This window comes from Priestia abyssalis (assembly GCF_002019595.1).
In the GTDB taxonomy this organism is placed as follows: Bacteria; Bacillota; Bacilli; order Bacillales; family Bacillaceae_H; genus Bacillus_BA; species Bacillus_BA abyssalis.
The window spans coordinates 1,669,042-1,684,635 of the sequence record NZ_KV917369.1 but is presented as its reverse complement, the minus strand read 5'-3'; the positions used below and the strand labels follow the sequence as shown (position 1 = coordinate 1,684,635).

The following is a 15,594-nucleotide window of genomic DNA, read 5'->3' as shown; positions in this document are numbered from 1 at the left end:
AGTAGAGTCTAATACAACAAGTCTATAAACCTTAGACATACTTCTACTACTAATCTAATGAAAAAGATGTATATCCGTTACTGTTGTCTATTTTATAATAAGACTTTTTTGTCTTCAGTGAGCGCCAGTAAGCTATCTTTAATTTCTTCTGTATTAACATTCTGTTGTGAAACACCTGTTTCCATCGCAGCATTGGCAACAGCTGCCGCTACATATGCCGCCACTCTCCGGTCAAACGGATTCGGAATTACATACTCGGCATGAAGGTCTTCCTCCGAAATCAACTCAGTAATAGCATAAACAGCTGCCAGTTTCATTTTTTCATTAATTTCTTTTGCCCGAACGTCTAACGCACCACGGAAGATGCCCGGGAAGGCCAGTACGTTATTAACTTGATTTGGAAAATCAGATCTGCCTGTCCCTACCACCAGTGCCCCTGCTTCTTTTGCCTCTTCAGGCATAATTTCGGGTATTGGGTTGGCCATGGCAAAAATGATAGGATCTTGGTTCATAGAACGAACCATCTCTTGGGTGACAGCACCTGCAGCCGAAACCCCGACAAACACGTCAGCTCCCATAAGGGCATCTGCTACTGTCCCTTTTTTGTCCTCATCGTTGGTAATCCGGGCCATTTCTTCTTTGAATGGATTCATTCCAACAGGACGCCCTTCATAAATGATCCCTTTTGTATCGCATAAGATCACATCTTTTACGCTCATATGAAGCAAGAGCTTTACAATTGCCACACCTGCTGCGCCAGCTCCATTTACCACAACGCGAATATCTTCGATTTTCTTGTTAGCAAGCTTAAGAGCATTGATTAACCCAGCAGCCGTTACAATGGCTGTCCCGTGCTGATCGTCATGAAAAATGGGGATCTTGCAAGACTTTCGTAAGCGATCTTCAATTTCAAAACATTGTGGTGCAGCAATGTCTTCTAGGTTCACTCCACCAAAAGTCGGCTCCAATAATTGGACCACCTCCACAATTTTATCTGGGTCGGTTGTATCCAGACAAATCGGAAATGAATCGACATCTGCAAATGATTTGAATAACAAGGCTTTACCTTCCATTACGGGCATAGCTGCACGCGGTCCAATATTTCCAAGACCAAGTACGGCTGTTCCATCAGAGACAACAGCAACAAGATTACCCTTCATTGTGTAATCATACACTTTACTTTCATCTTCATGAATGACCAGACAAGGCTCTGCAACACCAGGTGAATAAGCAAGACTTAAATCTTTTGCATCTTGTACTGGAACCTTCGAATGAACACCAAGCTTTCCTCGCTTTTCTTTATGCATTTTTAATGATTCTTCACGTAAAGTTGGCATATAATTTCTCTCCCGTTAATAAATTTCTCAATCACAATAAAAAAGGAAGAAAATTTATGATAGATTAACCTTGCTACTTGTATTTTATTTTGATCCTATTCTCCTCTTTTGGTAAATGTGGACTTTTTGATTTCTGAGAGAAGCCCCATTTTGAAACCTGTCCTTTTCTAATCAAACTTATCAGACTCTTCTTTATTGGGATTTATTAAAATTGGATTTTAACCATTTCAGCCACATTCTAATGACCAATCCTCACTAGAATTCCTATGTGGAATAAGGAGAGTTTTCTGATGGCAAGGATGAAGTTCATAGATTATTTTTTGTAACATAGCAATTTTCCTGTCCAATTGTTGGCTGATTTTTATAACTTCCGAATGGGAGATGCCTTTATTCTTTACTAATTCATACATATTCTGACGATCTTCCTCTATGCTATTACTTATATCTAGAGCAGATTTTAAAATCATGAACCTCACCACTTTCCCATTAATGCTAAACTCTACTTAATTGATCCATTTTTAAGCAACTATATTAGTTTCAGGCACCTTTATTATTAGAAAAACCATGAAAAGCCTCAAAAGAGCCCCTTTAATTCTGCTACTTGTACCTCTGATAAGGAATCCACAATCCTATCTGCCTGCGATAAATCCATGTTTATTAGTTTATGCCTTACACCAATACAATACATATTGGCTCTTTTAGCAGCTGTTAAACCATTGTAGGAATCTTCTATAACTACACAGTTGGTCGCTGAAATCCCTAGTTTTTCTGCAGCATGGAGAAAAATATCGGGATTAGGTTTTCCTCTTTCAAAGTCTACTCCGCATACAATCTCGTTAAAATACGATCTTAATTCACATTGGTCTAACACGGCTTGTACTCTCGTCTTGTCAGAAGAAGTTGCTAACACAGTAGGAATACCCTGATCTTTTAGGGATTTTAAAAGGGGAATGGCTTCAGAAAACAAAATTTGTTTAAAATCCCACCCTTTTTGTGAAAAGATACTGTTTTGTAAGTGAATTAGCTCTTCTACACTTTGCGATAATAAAAATTTTTCTTTTAATATCGTCCATTTTCGTTTAGTTGTTCCGCCCATAAAACTAAGTTTAGTAGTCTCGTCTACCTGTATCTTCAGTTCCTTAAATATCTCCTCATTCAAACTTCTATAAATTGGCTCGCTATCTACAATTACACCATCCATATCAAAAATGACGGCTAGTTTCTTCACTATTTCAACTCTCCTTCCGCTAAATAATATATAAACCAAATCTAATTGTTTAACATCATTTATATAGGCATGCCATATTATTCTTAATGATCGACCTTTTTATATAACATGACCGTAAACAGGGAGCCCGTTCTGCATTGGCAGTACCATTTCCCCCTGAATAATAGGGCGAACATACTCTTTAAATTCTGTAGACATTGAAAATTTATCTTGATCATACCAATCTCTTGGAACAAATCGTTCTTTTCCCGCAACCTGCTCTAATAATACTGCTTCATATGAAATTTGATATTCATTTGTCTCATTGTTCCGTTTCAATCCGATCATAACTCCCGAATAATTTTTCATTGCAAAACACCATGCTTTTTGTCCAACTTTATATGCTTCCATCACATCTGTTCCTGCTGCAAATAACATACTGCTGCGTTGCCAAGTACTTGGCAAAATATATCGGGCTTGCATTCCTGTTTCTTCTTCTATGACTTCTTTTAAGTATGATGAAACCCCACCAAGCTTTGGACGTCCCAAGATGTCTTGATCAAGGTTATTTTCTGAAATCACTTGACCTTTGTCATCACGAATCCCTTCAGATACCACTACAATGGCACTTCTCTTTTTGTCATTTAAAGATTGCATTTTCTTTAAAAAGGAGTTCATATCAAATGGAATTTCTGGAATATAGATTAGATGTTCACAATTATCGTTTATACCTTCTACCAATGAACAAGCCCCCGCTAACCATCCTGCATGACGCCCCATTGTTTCTATAATTGTAATACGATTGCTTGCCATATAACTTTTCATATCCATCTTAATATCAAGCATACATGTAGCCAAAAACTTTGCAGCACTTCCAAATCCCGGTGAGTGATCCGTTCCTATTAAATCATTGTCTATTGATTTAGGGACTCCGATCACTTTTAATTCATACCCAATTTTTTTTGCTTGTTCATCAACCATTCGTGCTACATTCATTGACCCATTTCCACCAATAAAAAAGAAATATCGAATATCTGCCTTTTTCAATATTTCTACAATTTTCTCTATATCATTTAACGTTAGCTTGTAACGCCATGATCCAAGTGCAGCACCAGGGGTCCAACGTAAACGATAACGCTCCTCTGTTGACAAGTGATGTAAATTTAAAAAGCATCCATTAAGTAGTCCATGCAACCCTCCAACCGCCCCATAAATTTCCCCTGTAAAAGATGATTTAAGAGCCTCATCTACAATTCCAATTAAGGAATTATTAATAACAGCCGTTGGACCTCCAGATTGAACTATCAAACAATGACCATTCATTTTTATTCTCCTTTCGCTATTAATTTCAAATTATTTGATCAAGTATAGCTAGGAAATCCATATGCAGCATTTTTTGGTTAAGCGCTTTAATGAATTGGTAAAAAAATATTGGAGATTCTAATGAATTTTGCTGCACTCCACTCTAAAAAATTCCTCTATGAATCACTTCTCTTGTTATCTTGGCAGTAGATTTTCTTTCAATTAATTCAGGCATTAATGTAATTCGTATTTTGTCTTTCTTCTTATTTTCAATCATATCTATCATTAACTTCATGATTTCCCTACCCATAACTTGTATAGGCTGAGCAATAGTTGTTAATGGCGGATCTATAACACTGGCAATCGCAGTGTCATCAAAACCAACAACGGATAATTGCTCTGGAACTAAAAGTCCGTTCTCTTTTGCGGCTTGAATTGCTCCAATCGTAAGTAGATCATTACATGCAAAGATAGCAGTTGGCACATTATTATTGTTCAAATACTTCTTTGTAATTCTTTTCCCCCAAGCTATATTTGACTCCTGAGCGTATTCAAAATAACTTGGTGCTTTTAAATTATTTTCTTCTAAAGCCTGTTTATACCCTCTTACTCTTTCCCTGTTGCTCCAAACATCGCGTGCTATTATTCCGATATTTTCATGACCCAAACCTATTAAATATGAAGTTGCTCGATATCCACCCACAAAGTCATCAATTGCCACTGTATTTACAGGAACCGTTGGAAAATCACGTGCAACGATTGATACAGGAATTTCTTCTTTTATTAAATCCTCTACCTTCTTTAAATCCTCAAATCCAGAGGCTAGAATAAAACCATCCACATTTTTTTGTCTTAAGAGTGATATATATTTGGTTTCTTTCTCTGACAAGTAATCTGTACTACAAATAATTAAATTGTATCCCAGTTCCTGCGCGCTATCTTCAATGTTTCTTGCAAGTTCAGAAAAAAATGGGTTTGCTAGGTCCGGAATCAATAAACCAATTGTCTTTGTTTTTTTTCCCATAAGTGCGGAAGCCATTAGATTTGGTTGATAATTCAAATTCTTCGTTACACGCAATACATTTTGTCTAGTCTTCTCGCTAATTCTCCCTGTATTATTAAGAACCTTGGAAACAGTTGCAATTGAAACCCCGGCTGTTTTTGCAACATCATAGATGGTAACTGTCACATTCCCCCTCCTCACCTCAACTTTAAATAATCAAAGTTACCCAAACACATTATTCTATTTGAAATTAAAATGTAAGTTTATTATATAGAAGAAATCCTTGAGATTTATGTTCCCTTATTCACTTTTTTAGAGGTCCTGTTGACTTTCGTACAACAAGCTCTGGTAGCAACATAATACGCTGTGCCGCTCTTTTTTTCCCTTCGATTTCTGCAACAATTAAATCAATTGCTTGATCCCCAATATCCTCAAGTGGTTGTGCTATAGTTGTTAAAGGAGGATTAGAATAACTAGCTAAAAGTGTGTCATCAAAACCAATAATGGATATATCTTCAGGAATCGAAAGACCTCGTTTACGTACAGCCTCCATAGCACCAAGTGCTAAAATATCATTAAAAGCAAAGATAGCAGTAGGAGGTTCTTTTAACTTTAAAAATTGTTCAGTTGCTTTTTCACCATTTGCTACTGTAGCTGCTATTTCTATGCAAAGGTCCTCATCATAAACCAATTCGTAATCTTTAAGTGCATTATGATACCCACGAATCCGATCGACACTACTTTGGACAGTTTCTGTAATTACTGCAATACGCTGATGACCTAGTTCAGCTAGATGAGCCGTCGCTTGATATCCTCCTATATAATCATCAACCGAAACCGTATTAAGAGAAAATTGGCTTATATTATAAGCAACCAATATAATAGGAATCTGTTGGTCTATTAATTCTTTTATTAAACCAACATTATTGAACCCTGAAGTTATAATAAATCCATCAACCTGCTTTCGTAGGAATAAAGAAACGTACTTTTGTTCCCTTTCTTCCTTATAATCCGTACTACATACTATAACACTATACCCTAGTTCATCCGCTCGATCCTCCATGTTTCGTGCTAACTCTGAATAGAAGGGATTCGCAATATTAGGCATTAATAATCCAAGGGTGCGTGTACTTTTCCCTGTAAGAGTTGATGCAGCAGCACTTGGATAATACTTTAATTCATCCATTACTTTTAATACTTTATTTCTTGTTCTGGTACTTATCCGACCAGTATTATTAATAACCATGGAAACGGTTGCAATTGAAACTCCTGCTGCATTGGCTACATCATAAATTGTTGGTTTCATGTTCTATTCCTCACTTCGTAAACTTCATTTACTTTGTATTATAGCATTTTAATGTTACAAAGTTAAAAGAACAAAGTTTTTTTAAATGGGAATTTGCCGAACTTATTTATAGATTGACCCAACGCAACAATACTTTTGTTTGTTTACATCCTTTATCTCTTATGGCTGCAAGCTTTCTAGATTGTACAAAATTTCAGATAACAGGGAAAGTACGTAAACTCAAATTAAAAACGTTTATCCTGTGCAGCTACCTTCTTTAACACCTTAACGCCCTTTGAATCTTTTTCTATACAGGAAGATTCATTGTAAGAGCTACAATGAATCTTCTTTCAGTCACTTTCTAATGTTATAACTTACTCTGGTATATGACTCTTATCATAAATAATATGTTTTTTACTCACATCAAACGGTTAACGAATTAACCTTCTATATTTACCACAACTGTAACTGTTTCAACTAATTCCTGAATTGCGTAAGCTGGCCCTTCCTTGCCATTTCCACTTTCTTTTACACCACCGTACGGCATTTGGTCCGTCCGGAAGCAACATGTATCGTTAACAATAACTCCCCCAACTTCAAGCAAGTAAGGAATTTTAAAAGATAAATTTAAGTCTTTTGTATATATCCCTGCTTGTAGCCCATATTTAGAGTCATTAACCAATTCAATTGCTTCTTCAATAGTGTCATAGACTGTGACGGATACAACTGGTGCAAATACTTCCTCATCCACAACCTTCATGCCTTTCGCCACGTTGGTGAGAACAGTTGGGGAGTATATGTTACCATTTCGCTTACCACCTATTACAACAATGGCACCTGCCTCCTTAGCCTCATTTACCCACTCTTCAATTCGGATTGCTTCTTTTTCACTAATCATCGGTCCAACATTTGTTTCAGGATTAAGTGGATCACCAACTTTAAGTTCTGCCACATGTTGGAGAAAAACTTCCATGAAACGCTCTTCTACTGATCTTTGAACAAAAATACGCTGAACGGAAATACAGATTTGTCCTGCATTTGCAAATGACATTTTCGCCAATTTAGCCGCCGCTTGTTCAATATCTCCATCATGATGAACTATTGTTGCAGAATTAGAGCCAAGCTCTAATGTCGCTTTACGCAAACCAATCGTTCTTTGTATATGTTTCCCCACACCTGGTGAACCTGTAAATGTGTAATGTGCAATGCGCTGGTCGTTTAACAGCTGTTCACCTACCGTACTCCCACCACCTGTTACACATTGTACATAACCTTTTGGAACACCTGCTGTTTCTAAAAGCTTACATAATTTTAAAGCAGTCGTAGCTGTATCAGATGCAGGTTTTATAATTACTGGATTTCCCGCCGCAAGTGCAGGAGCTACTTTATGAACTACAAGATTTAAAGGGAAGTTAAATGGTGTAATTGCGGCAACAACACCAACAGGTTTTTTCACTGTATATAGGAAGCGACCTTGAGCATTGTAATTTGGGATGATTTCCCCCACTAGTTTTTTTGCTTCATCAGCTGCCATTTCAAAGGTCGCTATAGAGCGATTTACTTCCAAATTTGCATCTGTGATTGGCTTACCACCTTCTTGCGCAATCGTCTCTGCTAAATCATTACGATTTTGTTTAAGTAATTCTGCTACACGTAATAATACAGAGTGACGGTGTTCAGGTGTAAATGGAACATTTTTATAAGCATACACCGCTGCTTCCACTACTTTGTCAACAAGCTCTGAACTTGCCTTAGGAACCTCTGAAAAAACCTCTCCAGTGTATTTATTATAGATTTTATACGTATCATCTGTTTCTACCCATTCACCATTAACAAATAGTTTTTGCTTTTCAATTAGCTGTACCATCTTATATCCCTCCAATTACTCTCAGCTCCTAGAGGAAATAGTTTAAGCGCTTAATCAAGTGCTAAAATAATTCCTCTAGTGCAAAATGTATATATCACTTCTTCTTTAAGACCTCTCTTACACGAGCTGCAATGTGATCTGATGATATTTCATATTTTTGAAGAAGTGCCTCGTTCGGTCCAGACTCTGAGTTACGGTCTTTAACACCAACTCGAAGCATCGGCACTGGCTTTTCTTCTACAAGGACTTCCGCAACTGCACTTCCTAGACCCCCATAAATACTGTGTTCTTCTGATGTTACGATGGCTCCTGTTTCCTCGGCCGCTTTAATGATGGCTTCCTTATCAAGCGGTTTAATGGATGGCATATGCAAAACAGCTGCGTCGATTCCTTCTTCAGCAAGCTTTTCCGCTGCTTCAAGAGATCGGCCTGTTTGCGTGCCTGTTGAGATGATTGTTACATCTTTCCCCTCTCTTACTTTTACCGCTTTCCCAAGTTCAAACTTGTAATCCTCCGAAAAAACTAGTGGAAGCGGATCCCTTGCAAGGCGGATATAAACAGGTCCATAATGATCCTTTGCAAATTCCATCATTTTCTTTGTTTCTACACTGTCAGCTGGTGCCAGTACAACCATGTTGGCAAGACTTCGGAAAATCGCAATATCTTCTAGGGCTTGATGCGTCTTGCCTGTTAAGCCCGTTAAAAGCCCACTGTACGCACCAATCATTTTAACGTCCAGATTTGGTTGAGCGATTTGCACTTGAATTTGGTCGATGGAACGTTTTGAGAGAAACGCCGCAAAAGTTGTTGCCCATGGTTGCAAGCCAGTTGTTGCCAGTCCTGCTGCAACACTCATCATATTTTGCTCCGCGATTCCCATTTGCAAAAACTTTGGTGCGTTTTTTTCTGCAACACCATCTACTTTTGTTGAAGTTGCTAAATCACCGTCTAAAGCATACACCCTTGGATCAATTTGTGAAAATTTAAGTAATGTTGCACCAAATTCGTCACGCATCGCTGCCTTTTCAACCGTTTTTACGTTTCCCATCTATTAAACCCCCATTTCAATTTCTTTAATTGCTGCTTCTAACTCTTCAGCATTTGGTACACGCGCATGCCATGAGTAAGAATTTTCCATGAAACTTACACCTTTTCCTTTAATCGTATTGGCAATGATAATAGTAGGCTTACCTTTTACTTCTTTCGCTTCTCCAAAAGCTTTAATGACTTGTTGAACATCATGACCATCGACACTGATGACATTCCAGCCAAATGCTTCCCAACGCTTTTCCGGAGAAAATACAGGGTTTTCTCGCTCTGTTACTGATCCGGCCCAGCCATATTGTTGAAGTTTGTTGTAGTCCATAATAACAACCAGATTATCCAGATGATACTTCGCTGCAACATCTGCCGCCTCCCATACTTGCCCTTCTTGTGATTCTCCATCACCAATCATGCAATAAGTACGAAAAGTTTTATTACGTAATTTTCCGCCAAGTGCCATCCCGACTGCTGCAGAGATTCCCTGCCCTAATGAACCTGTTGACATGTCAACACCAGGCAAAATTTTCATATCTGGATGTCCTTGCAAGCGAGAGTCAATCTCATCAAATGTTTTTAATTCTTCAATTGGGAAATAACCACGCTGTGCAAGCACCGTATATAAGGCAATAGCTGAATGTCCTTTTGATAAGACAAAACGATCACGATTATCTGACTGCGGGTCTTCCGGATTAATATTCATTTCTTCAAAATACAAGCTAACTAACACTTCAACAGCAGACATTGGCCCACCAACATGACCCGCTCCCGCATGGTGAATAGTTTCAAGGATGAGTTTTCTTGTTTCAATGGCTTTTTGTTTTAATACTGTCACTTTTTCTTGATCAAGTAATGTACTCATTGGTTTCCTCCTTAATAATGATGAAGATAAGTTTCGAATTTATTAAAATAAAAGTTATAACCATAATTAGTTCATAGACACAAAAGATAAAGCGCTTAATCTTCCCGTAAAAAAAATTACTTGACTAACATATACCTTATTTTTCTCTTTTGATTTTTACTGGTTTCTTTGTTTCAAAAGATTCTTTTGCTGCTTTTGCGATTAATTCAGCTTGCAACCCATCATTTCCTCTGCAAACAAGTGGTTTATCATATAATACTGAATCAATAAATGCATGTGTTTCGTTAATATAAGCATCTTTATAACGATCTAAAAAGAAATGTTTTAATGTATCTTTAAAAACCCCATCTGCTGTGCTAATCTCTACATTTGTTGGATGTTCATTTTGAGCTGTTACACTTCCTTTTGATCCAAACACTTCAAGGCGCTGGTCATAACCATATACAGCTTTTCGACTGTTATCAATAACACCGATGGCCCCGTTTTCAAACTTTAATACAGTAAAAGCAGTATCTATATCACCCAGTTCCCCAATGACGGGATCTACTAAATTTGCGGCTTGAACATAAACCTCTTCGACCTCGCTACCTGTTACGTAACGAGCCATATCATAGTCATGAATAGCCATGTCGAAAAACAAGCCTCCAGAGTTCTTAATATACTCTGCGGAAGGAGGTTCAGGATCACGCGATGTGATTTTTACAATATGAACTTCTCCAATTACATCTTCCCTTACAGTATCATGCACTTTTTTGAAGTTTGGATCAAAACGTCGGTTAAATCCAACCTGTAGCTTTACTCCAGCTTCTTTTACCACTTCAAGTGCTTCTTTTGTTTCTTCAATCGAAAAACTAATAGGTTTTTCACAAAAAATATGTTTTCCAGCTCTCGCAGCTTCACAAATAATCGTGATATGTGTGCTTGTTGGGGAACAAACCAAGACTGCATCAATTTCCGGGTCATTTAAAATATCATGGTAATTTGTAGTTACATCTTCAATCCCAATTTGATGGGCCCATTCTTTTACATTTTCTATAAAAATATCAGAAATTGCCTTGATTCTGACTTTTGGAATATGCATGAGATTTTCTGCATGCAATCGTCCAATTCTTCCTGCTCCAATAATCCCTATTGTAATTTTTTCTCCCAATTAAAGCCACCACCTAAACATTAATCTAATTATCAAATCGCTTTGGAACTACCTTTTTGATTAAGCCCTTTACTACTTGGTTTCATTATAGTCTAAAAAAAGTTTTTTTGAAAGGGGTTTCTGTTAACTTTTTTTCGTAGTATTAATTTTTTTATCAGAAAATATACAATTAATCAATAAATTTAATTGCATTATCAATTTAAATAGTTTAAAATTCGATTAATAGTAACCATTAGGTTAAGCGCTTAAGTTTTTTGGTTAATAACTATGAAACTTTTAAAATTTCTAACGTCTAGAAACATAGAGAGAACTATTGCTCACTTATTTTTAATGAATACTACAATAAAAGAGGAGGCACTAACAATGGGAAACTTTCCATTCAATTTAGGAATTCACCCTATCAATTGGGTTGGAGAAGATGTTTTAGAACACGGTGATCATTATTCTTACGAGCAGGTTATGTCCGAGATAGCATCCCTTGGCTTTAAAGGCACAGAAGTAAGTAGAAAATTTCCAAAAGATGCAGAAGAGTTAAAAGGAGCTTTATCAAGTCATGACCTTCAATTAACTACTCAATGGAAATCAGTATTTTTTTCTGATTTAAAGAATCATAAAAATGAATTACAAGCGTATCGTGATCATGTAGAATTTTTGAAACAATTTGGTTGTAAAGTAGTGAGTACCGCAGAAATTGGCGGATCCATTCTCAATCAGGACCCAAGAAGAGGTCAAGATGAAACTGAGGTTATCCGTTTAGACGAGGACGGGTGGAAATACATGGTTGAAGGATTAAATAAAGCAGGGGAAATTTGTCGTGAAAATGGCATGTACCTTGTTTACCATCACCATGCAGGTACGGTGGTTGAACAGAAAGAAGAAATTGACCGGTTAATGGAAATGAGTGATCCGAATCTAGTTTATCTGCTATTCGATACAGGCCATGGCTATTATGGAGGAAATGATCCATTAACTTTATTAAAGAAATATTACGACAGAATTAAGTATATTCATTTAAAAGACGTACGACAAGAAATATTAAATCAAGCAAGACAAAATAGTTACAGCATTAGAGAGTGTATTAGTAAAGGAATGTTTACTGTTCCCGGTGATGGTTGTTTGGATTTCAAACCAATTTTTAAAGAATTACTTGTTCGTGGGTACAACGGCTGGGCTTTAATTGAAGGGGAACAGGATCCTTTAGTATGTAATCCTTATGAGTATGCAAAAAAATCAAAGAAATTTATTGAGGATACTATATTAAATCTGCAAGCAAATAAGTCTCTTATTTAAAACATAAAAAAATAGGGATTGATTTCAGTAGTACTGATTATCATCCCTATTTTTTTATGTTTTTACTTTTTAGAAACGTCTATTCTCATTATAGTTTTTTTAGTTGATATACAATTTAACTATAATGGCCCAGTACCAGCGTTCGTGTAACCAGGGGCAAAGTAAATCTTTTTTTATTGATTCAGTCCTGACTCTAGGGGCTTTTTTTATATTCTGAATTCCTTTAAGATTTTGTTGATATGTATGATAAGGAGGAACAACACAGTGAAGCAAAATTGGGATATAGAAGAACTCATTGAACATTTTACCGTTATTCCAGAAGAAATACGCTTACTTGGAAATAGACATGGAGGAACACGACTTGGATTTGCCGTTCTCCTAAAGTTCTTTCAATATCATTGGCGTTTTCCAAAAGAGAAACAGGAAATAAGCAAAGATATGATTCAATACGTTGCCAAGCAAGTAGCTGTACCTAGGGATTTATTTCGAGAGTATGATTGGGACGGAAGGTCTATTAAATATCATCGTGCTCAAATTCGTGATTACATGGGATTTAGAGAATGCACCCTTAATGATATGGAAGAAGTAAAATCCTGGCTTCAAGCTAACATCCTACCACAGGAACTACAAATAGACAGAGTAAGAGAACATGTATTACATCACCTAAGAAAACAACAAATTGTCCCCCCAGCTCTTGACCATTTAGAGCGAAACATCAAGTCAGCCATTTATCAGTGTGAGGAACAGATTTCTCAATCCATTTTCTCTCAACTTTCTGATCACTCCCAATCTAAATTAGACACGTTTATACGTACTTGGTCCCATACAGAACAACAGATTGAAGAAGATCAAACTATTCTCAGTTTCCGAGAGCTTGTATCTGATCCTGGAAGGATCGGGTTAGACAGTTTATTTCAAGAGATAGAGAAACTACGAACAGTACGAGATATACAGCTTCCACCTGATTTATTCTACGGTGTTTCACCCAAGATGATCCGAACATACAGACAGCGAGCTGTCTCTGAAGACATTAGAGAATTACGAAGGCATCCTAATCCGATCCGTTATACTTTATTGGCAGCTTTCTTTTGGTGTAGAGGCAGAGAAATTACGGATAACTTAGTTGAGCTCATCATCCAAATTGTTCATCGAATCGGTGCTCGGGCAGAACGAAAAGTAGAAAAAGAGTTTTTACGCGATTTTCGTAAAGTAAATGGGAAGACCAATGTATTGTTCCGTATGGCTGAAAAGGCAGTGGAACAACCAGACGGGATTGTGCGAGATGTTTTATTTCCTGTCGTAGGCGAAGATACATTAAAAGATATTGTGAAGGAAATGAAACATACAGGTCCCGCCTATAAACAAAAAGTACATACCGTTATGAGATCCTCCTACGGTACTCATTACAGAAGAATGGTTCCAGCTTTACTAGATATTCTAGAATTTCGATCCAATAATGACGTGCATCGACCTGTGATAGATGCGATTGATTTACTTACACAATATAAGCTTACCAATCAGTATACATATAATGAAACAGATTATATTCCAATTGAAGGAATCGTTAAGCCAGGTTGGATTGATACGGTCATTGATAAAGAAACAAACCGTGTAAACCGTATAAATTATGAAATCTGTGTACTCCAAGCTCTTCGAGATCGATTACGTTGTAAAGAAGTATGGGTAGTAGGAGCTGATCGGTATAGAAACCCAGAGGAAGATCTACCAAAAGATTTTGAACAAAACAGAGAAAAACATTATGAAGCGCTTCGTAAACCTCTTGAAGTACAAACACTCATTCAAGAACTGAAACAGAGTATGAATACGGCTCTCGAGAAATTAGATAAAAGTGTAAAAAATAACTCCCAAGTACGTATTTTGAATAAGGGAAATGGCTGGATTTCTGTGTCACCTTTACAGGCACAGGCTAAGCCGGTTAACCTCAATCTCGTAAAAGCAGAGGTCATGAAGCGTTGGCCCATGACCAATCTTTTGGATATTTTAAAAGAGGCAGATTTACGTGTACATCTGACAGATGTGTTCCAAACGCTAGGAAATCGTGAGATCCTTGATAAGGAAACATTGCAACGAAGACTCATTCTTTGCTTATATGGATTGGGAACAAACACAGGATTAAAGCGAATTGCGGCTGGCGATCATGGAGAAAGTTACAAGGACTTACTCTATGTACGGCGAAAATTCATCCATAAAGAGAACCTACGGCAAGCCATTTCAAAGGTAACCAACTCCATTCTAGATGCTCGTGTAACAGAAGTATGGGGGGAAGGAACAACTGCATGTGCGTCTGATAGCAAAAAATTTGGGGCTTGGGATCAGAACTTATTGACTGAATGGCATATTCGATATAGAGGACGTGGGGTAATGATTTATTGGCACGTGGAAAAGAACTCTACATGTATTTATTCGCAACTAAAATCCTGTTCTTCTTCAGAAGTAGCTTCTATGATCGAAGGGTTACTTCGTCATTGCACAAATATGGAGGTAGAAAAAAACTACGTGGATACACACGGTCAAAGTGAAGTTGCCTTCGCTTTTTGTCATTTGCTTGGCTTTCAATTAATGCCGAGATTTAAAGCCATTCATGCACAAAAACTGTATCGTCCGGATGTAGGCATGCAAGACTCTTATCCAAACTTACAGCCTGTTTTAACAAGAGCGATTAATTGGAGTTTAATTGAACAACAGTATGATCAAATGATAAAATATGCAACTGCTTTACGATTAGGTACAGCTGAAACAGAGGCGGTTCTCAAACGTTTCACTCGTAATAGTGGGCATCCAACGTATCGAGCACTCAGTGAATTAGGAAAAGTGTTAAAAACGATCTTCCTTTGTGAGTATTTATCATCAGAAGAAGTCCGAAGAGAAATCCATGAAGGGTTAAATGTCGTTGAAAACTGGAACTCAGCCAATAGCTTTATTTTTTACGGAAAAGGAGGAGAAATTCAAACAAACCGAGTGGAAGATCAAGAAGTCGCTGTACTTGCTCTCCATCTTCTTCAAAACTGTTTGGTGTTAATTAATACACTGATGATTCAAGAGGTACTTATGGAACAAAACAAATCTCTTCTTCAAAAGTTAGCTCCTGAGGATTTTAGAGCCTTAACACCATTAATCTATGCCCATGTAAACCCGTATGGGACATTTAAGTTAAACATGCAAGAACGTCTGCCCATTCAAAGATCTTCCTAAGAATTAAGATATATCTTTTCTTTTATGTAAAGAGAGA

Annotated in this window: 12 protein-coding genes; 2 read left to right on the top strand and 10 right to left on the bottom strand. The window is 37.2% G+C overall.

Features of this window, described 5'->3' with window-relative positions; genetic code table 11:
• Positions 1–92 precede the first annotated feature (92 nt).
• The 10 genes from BK575_RS07815 to iolG form a co-directional block, all read right to left on the bottom strand.
• On the bottom strand, positions 93–1,337 hold the full coding sequence (locus BK575_RS07815) for an NADP-dependent malic enzyme (protein ID WP_078409876.1): 1,245 nt from the start codon (positions 1,335–1,337) through the stop codon (positions 93–95).
• Positions 1,338–1,564: 227 nt separating this feature from the next.
• On the bottom strand, positions 1,565–1,804 hold the full coding sequence (locus BK575_RS07810; RefSeq protein WP_078409875.1) for an aspartyl-phosphate phosphatase Spo0E family protein: 240 nt from the start codon (positions 1,802–1,804) through the stop codon (positions 1,565–1,567).
• Positions 1,805–1,911: 107 nt separating this feature from the next.
• Complete coding sequence (locus BK575_RS07805; protein WP_078409874.1) at positions 1,912–2,565, bottom strand: HAD family hydrolase; 654 nt, start codon at positions 2,563–2,565, stop codon at positions 1,912–1,914.
• A gap of 99 nt (positions 2,566–2,664) precedes the next feature.
• A complete protein-coding gene (locus BK575_RS07800) occupies positions 2,665–3,867 on the bottom strand; it encodes a 6-phosphofructokinase (RefSeq protein ID WP_078409873.1) in 1,203 nt (400 codons plus the stop codon).
• A gap of 142 nt (positions 3,868–4,009) precedes the next feature.
• Positions 4,010–5,035, bottom strand: a complete 1,026-nt coding sequence (locus BK575_RS07795; protein ID WP_078409872.1) for a LacI family DNA-binding transcriptional regulator — start codon at positions 5,033–5,035, stop codon at positions 4,010–4,012.
• Positions 5,036–5,153: 118 nt separating this feature from the next.
• A complete protein-coding gene (locus tag BK575_RS07790; protein ID WP_078409871.1) occupies positions 5,154–6,155 on the bottom strand; it encodes a LacI family DNA-binding transcriptional regulator in 1,002 nt (333 codons plus the stop codon).
• Between the two features lie 418 nt (positions 6,156–6,573).
• Positions 6,574–8,001 carry an aldehyde dehydrogenase family protein gene (locus BK575_RS07785; protein ID WP_078409870.1) on the bottom strand — a complete coding sequence of 476 codons (1,428 nt, stop codon included), beginning with the start codon at positions 7,999–8,001 and terminating at the stop codon, positions 6,574–6,576.
• A gap of 94 nt (positions 8,002–8,095) precedes the next feature.
• The gene (locus BK575_RS07780; RefSeq protein ID WP_078409869.1) at positions 8,096–9,049 is read right to left on the bottom strand and encodes a transketolase family protein; all 954 of its coding nucleotides are present in this window, start codon (positions 9,047–9,049) and stop codon (positions 8,096–8,098) included.
• Between the two features lie 3 nt (positions 9,050–9,052).
• Positions 9,053–9,904: a transketolase gene (locus BK575_RS07775; RefSeq protein ID WP_078409868.1), complete on the bottom strand. Its 852-nt coding sequence runs from the start codon at positions 9,902–9,904 to the stop codon at positions 9,053–9,055.
• A gap of 136 nt (positions 9,905–10,040) precedes the next feature.
• A complete protein-coding gene (gene iolG, locus BK575_RS07770) occupies positions 10,041–11,054 on the bottom strand; it encodes an inositol 2-dehydrogenase (RefSeq protein ID WP_078409867.1) in 1,014 nt (337 codons plus the stop codon).
• 363 nt (positions 11,055–11,417) lie between these two features.
• Between iolG and iolE the strand changes: the two genes are divergently transcribed.
• The gene (gene iolE, locus BK575_RS07765) at positions 11,418–12,344 is read left to right on the top strand and encodes a myo-inosose-2 dehydratase (protein ID WP_078409866.1); all 927 of its coding nucleotides are present in this window, start codon (positions 11,418–11,420) and stop codon (positions 12,342–12,344) included.
• Positions 12,345–12,608: 264 nt separating this feature from the next.
• Positions 12,609–15,557 carry a Tn3 family transposase gene (locus BK575_RS07760; RefSeq protein ID WP_078409865.1) on the top strand — a complete coding sequence of 983 codons (2,949 nt, stop codon included), beginning with the start codon at positions 12,609–12,611 and terminating at the stop codon, positions 15,555–15,557.
• Positions 15,558–15,594: the final 37 nt, after the last annotated feature.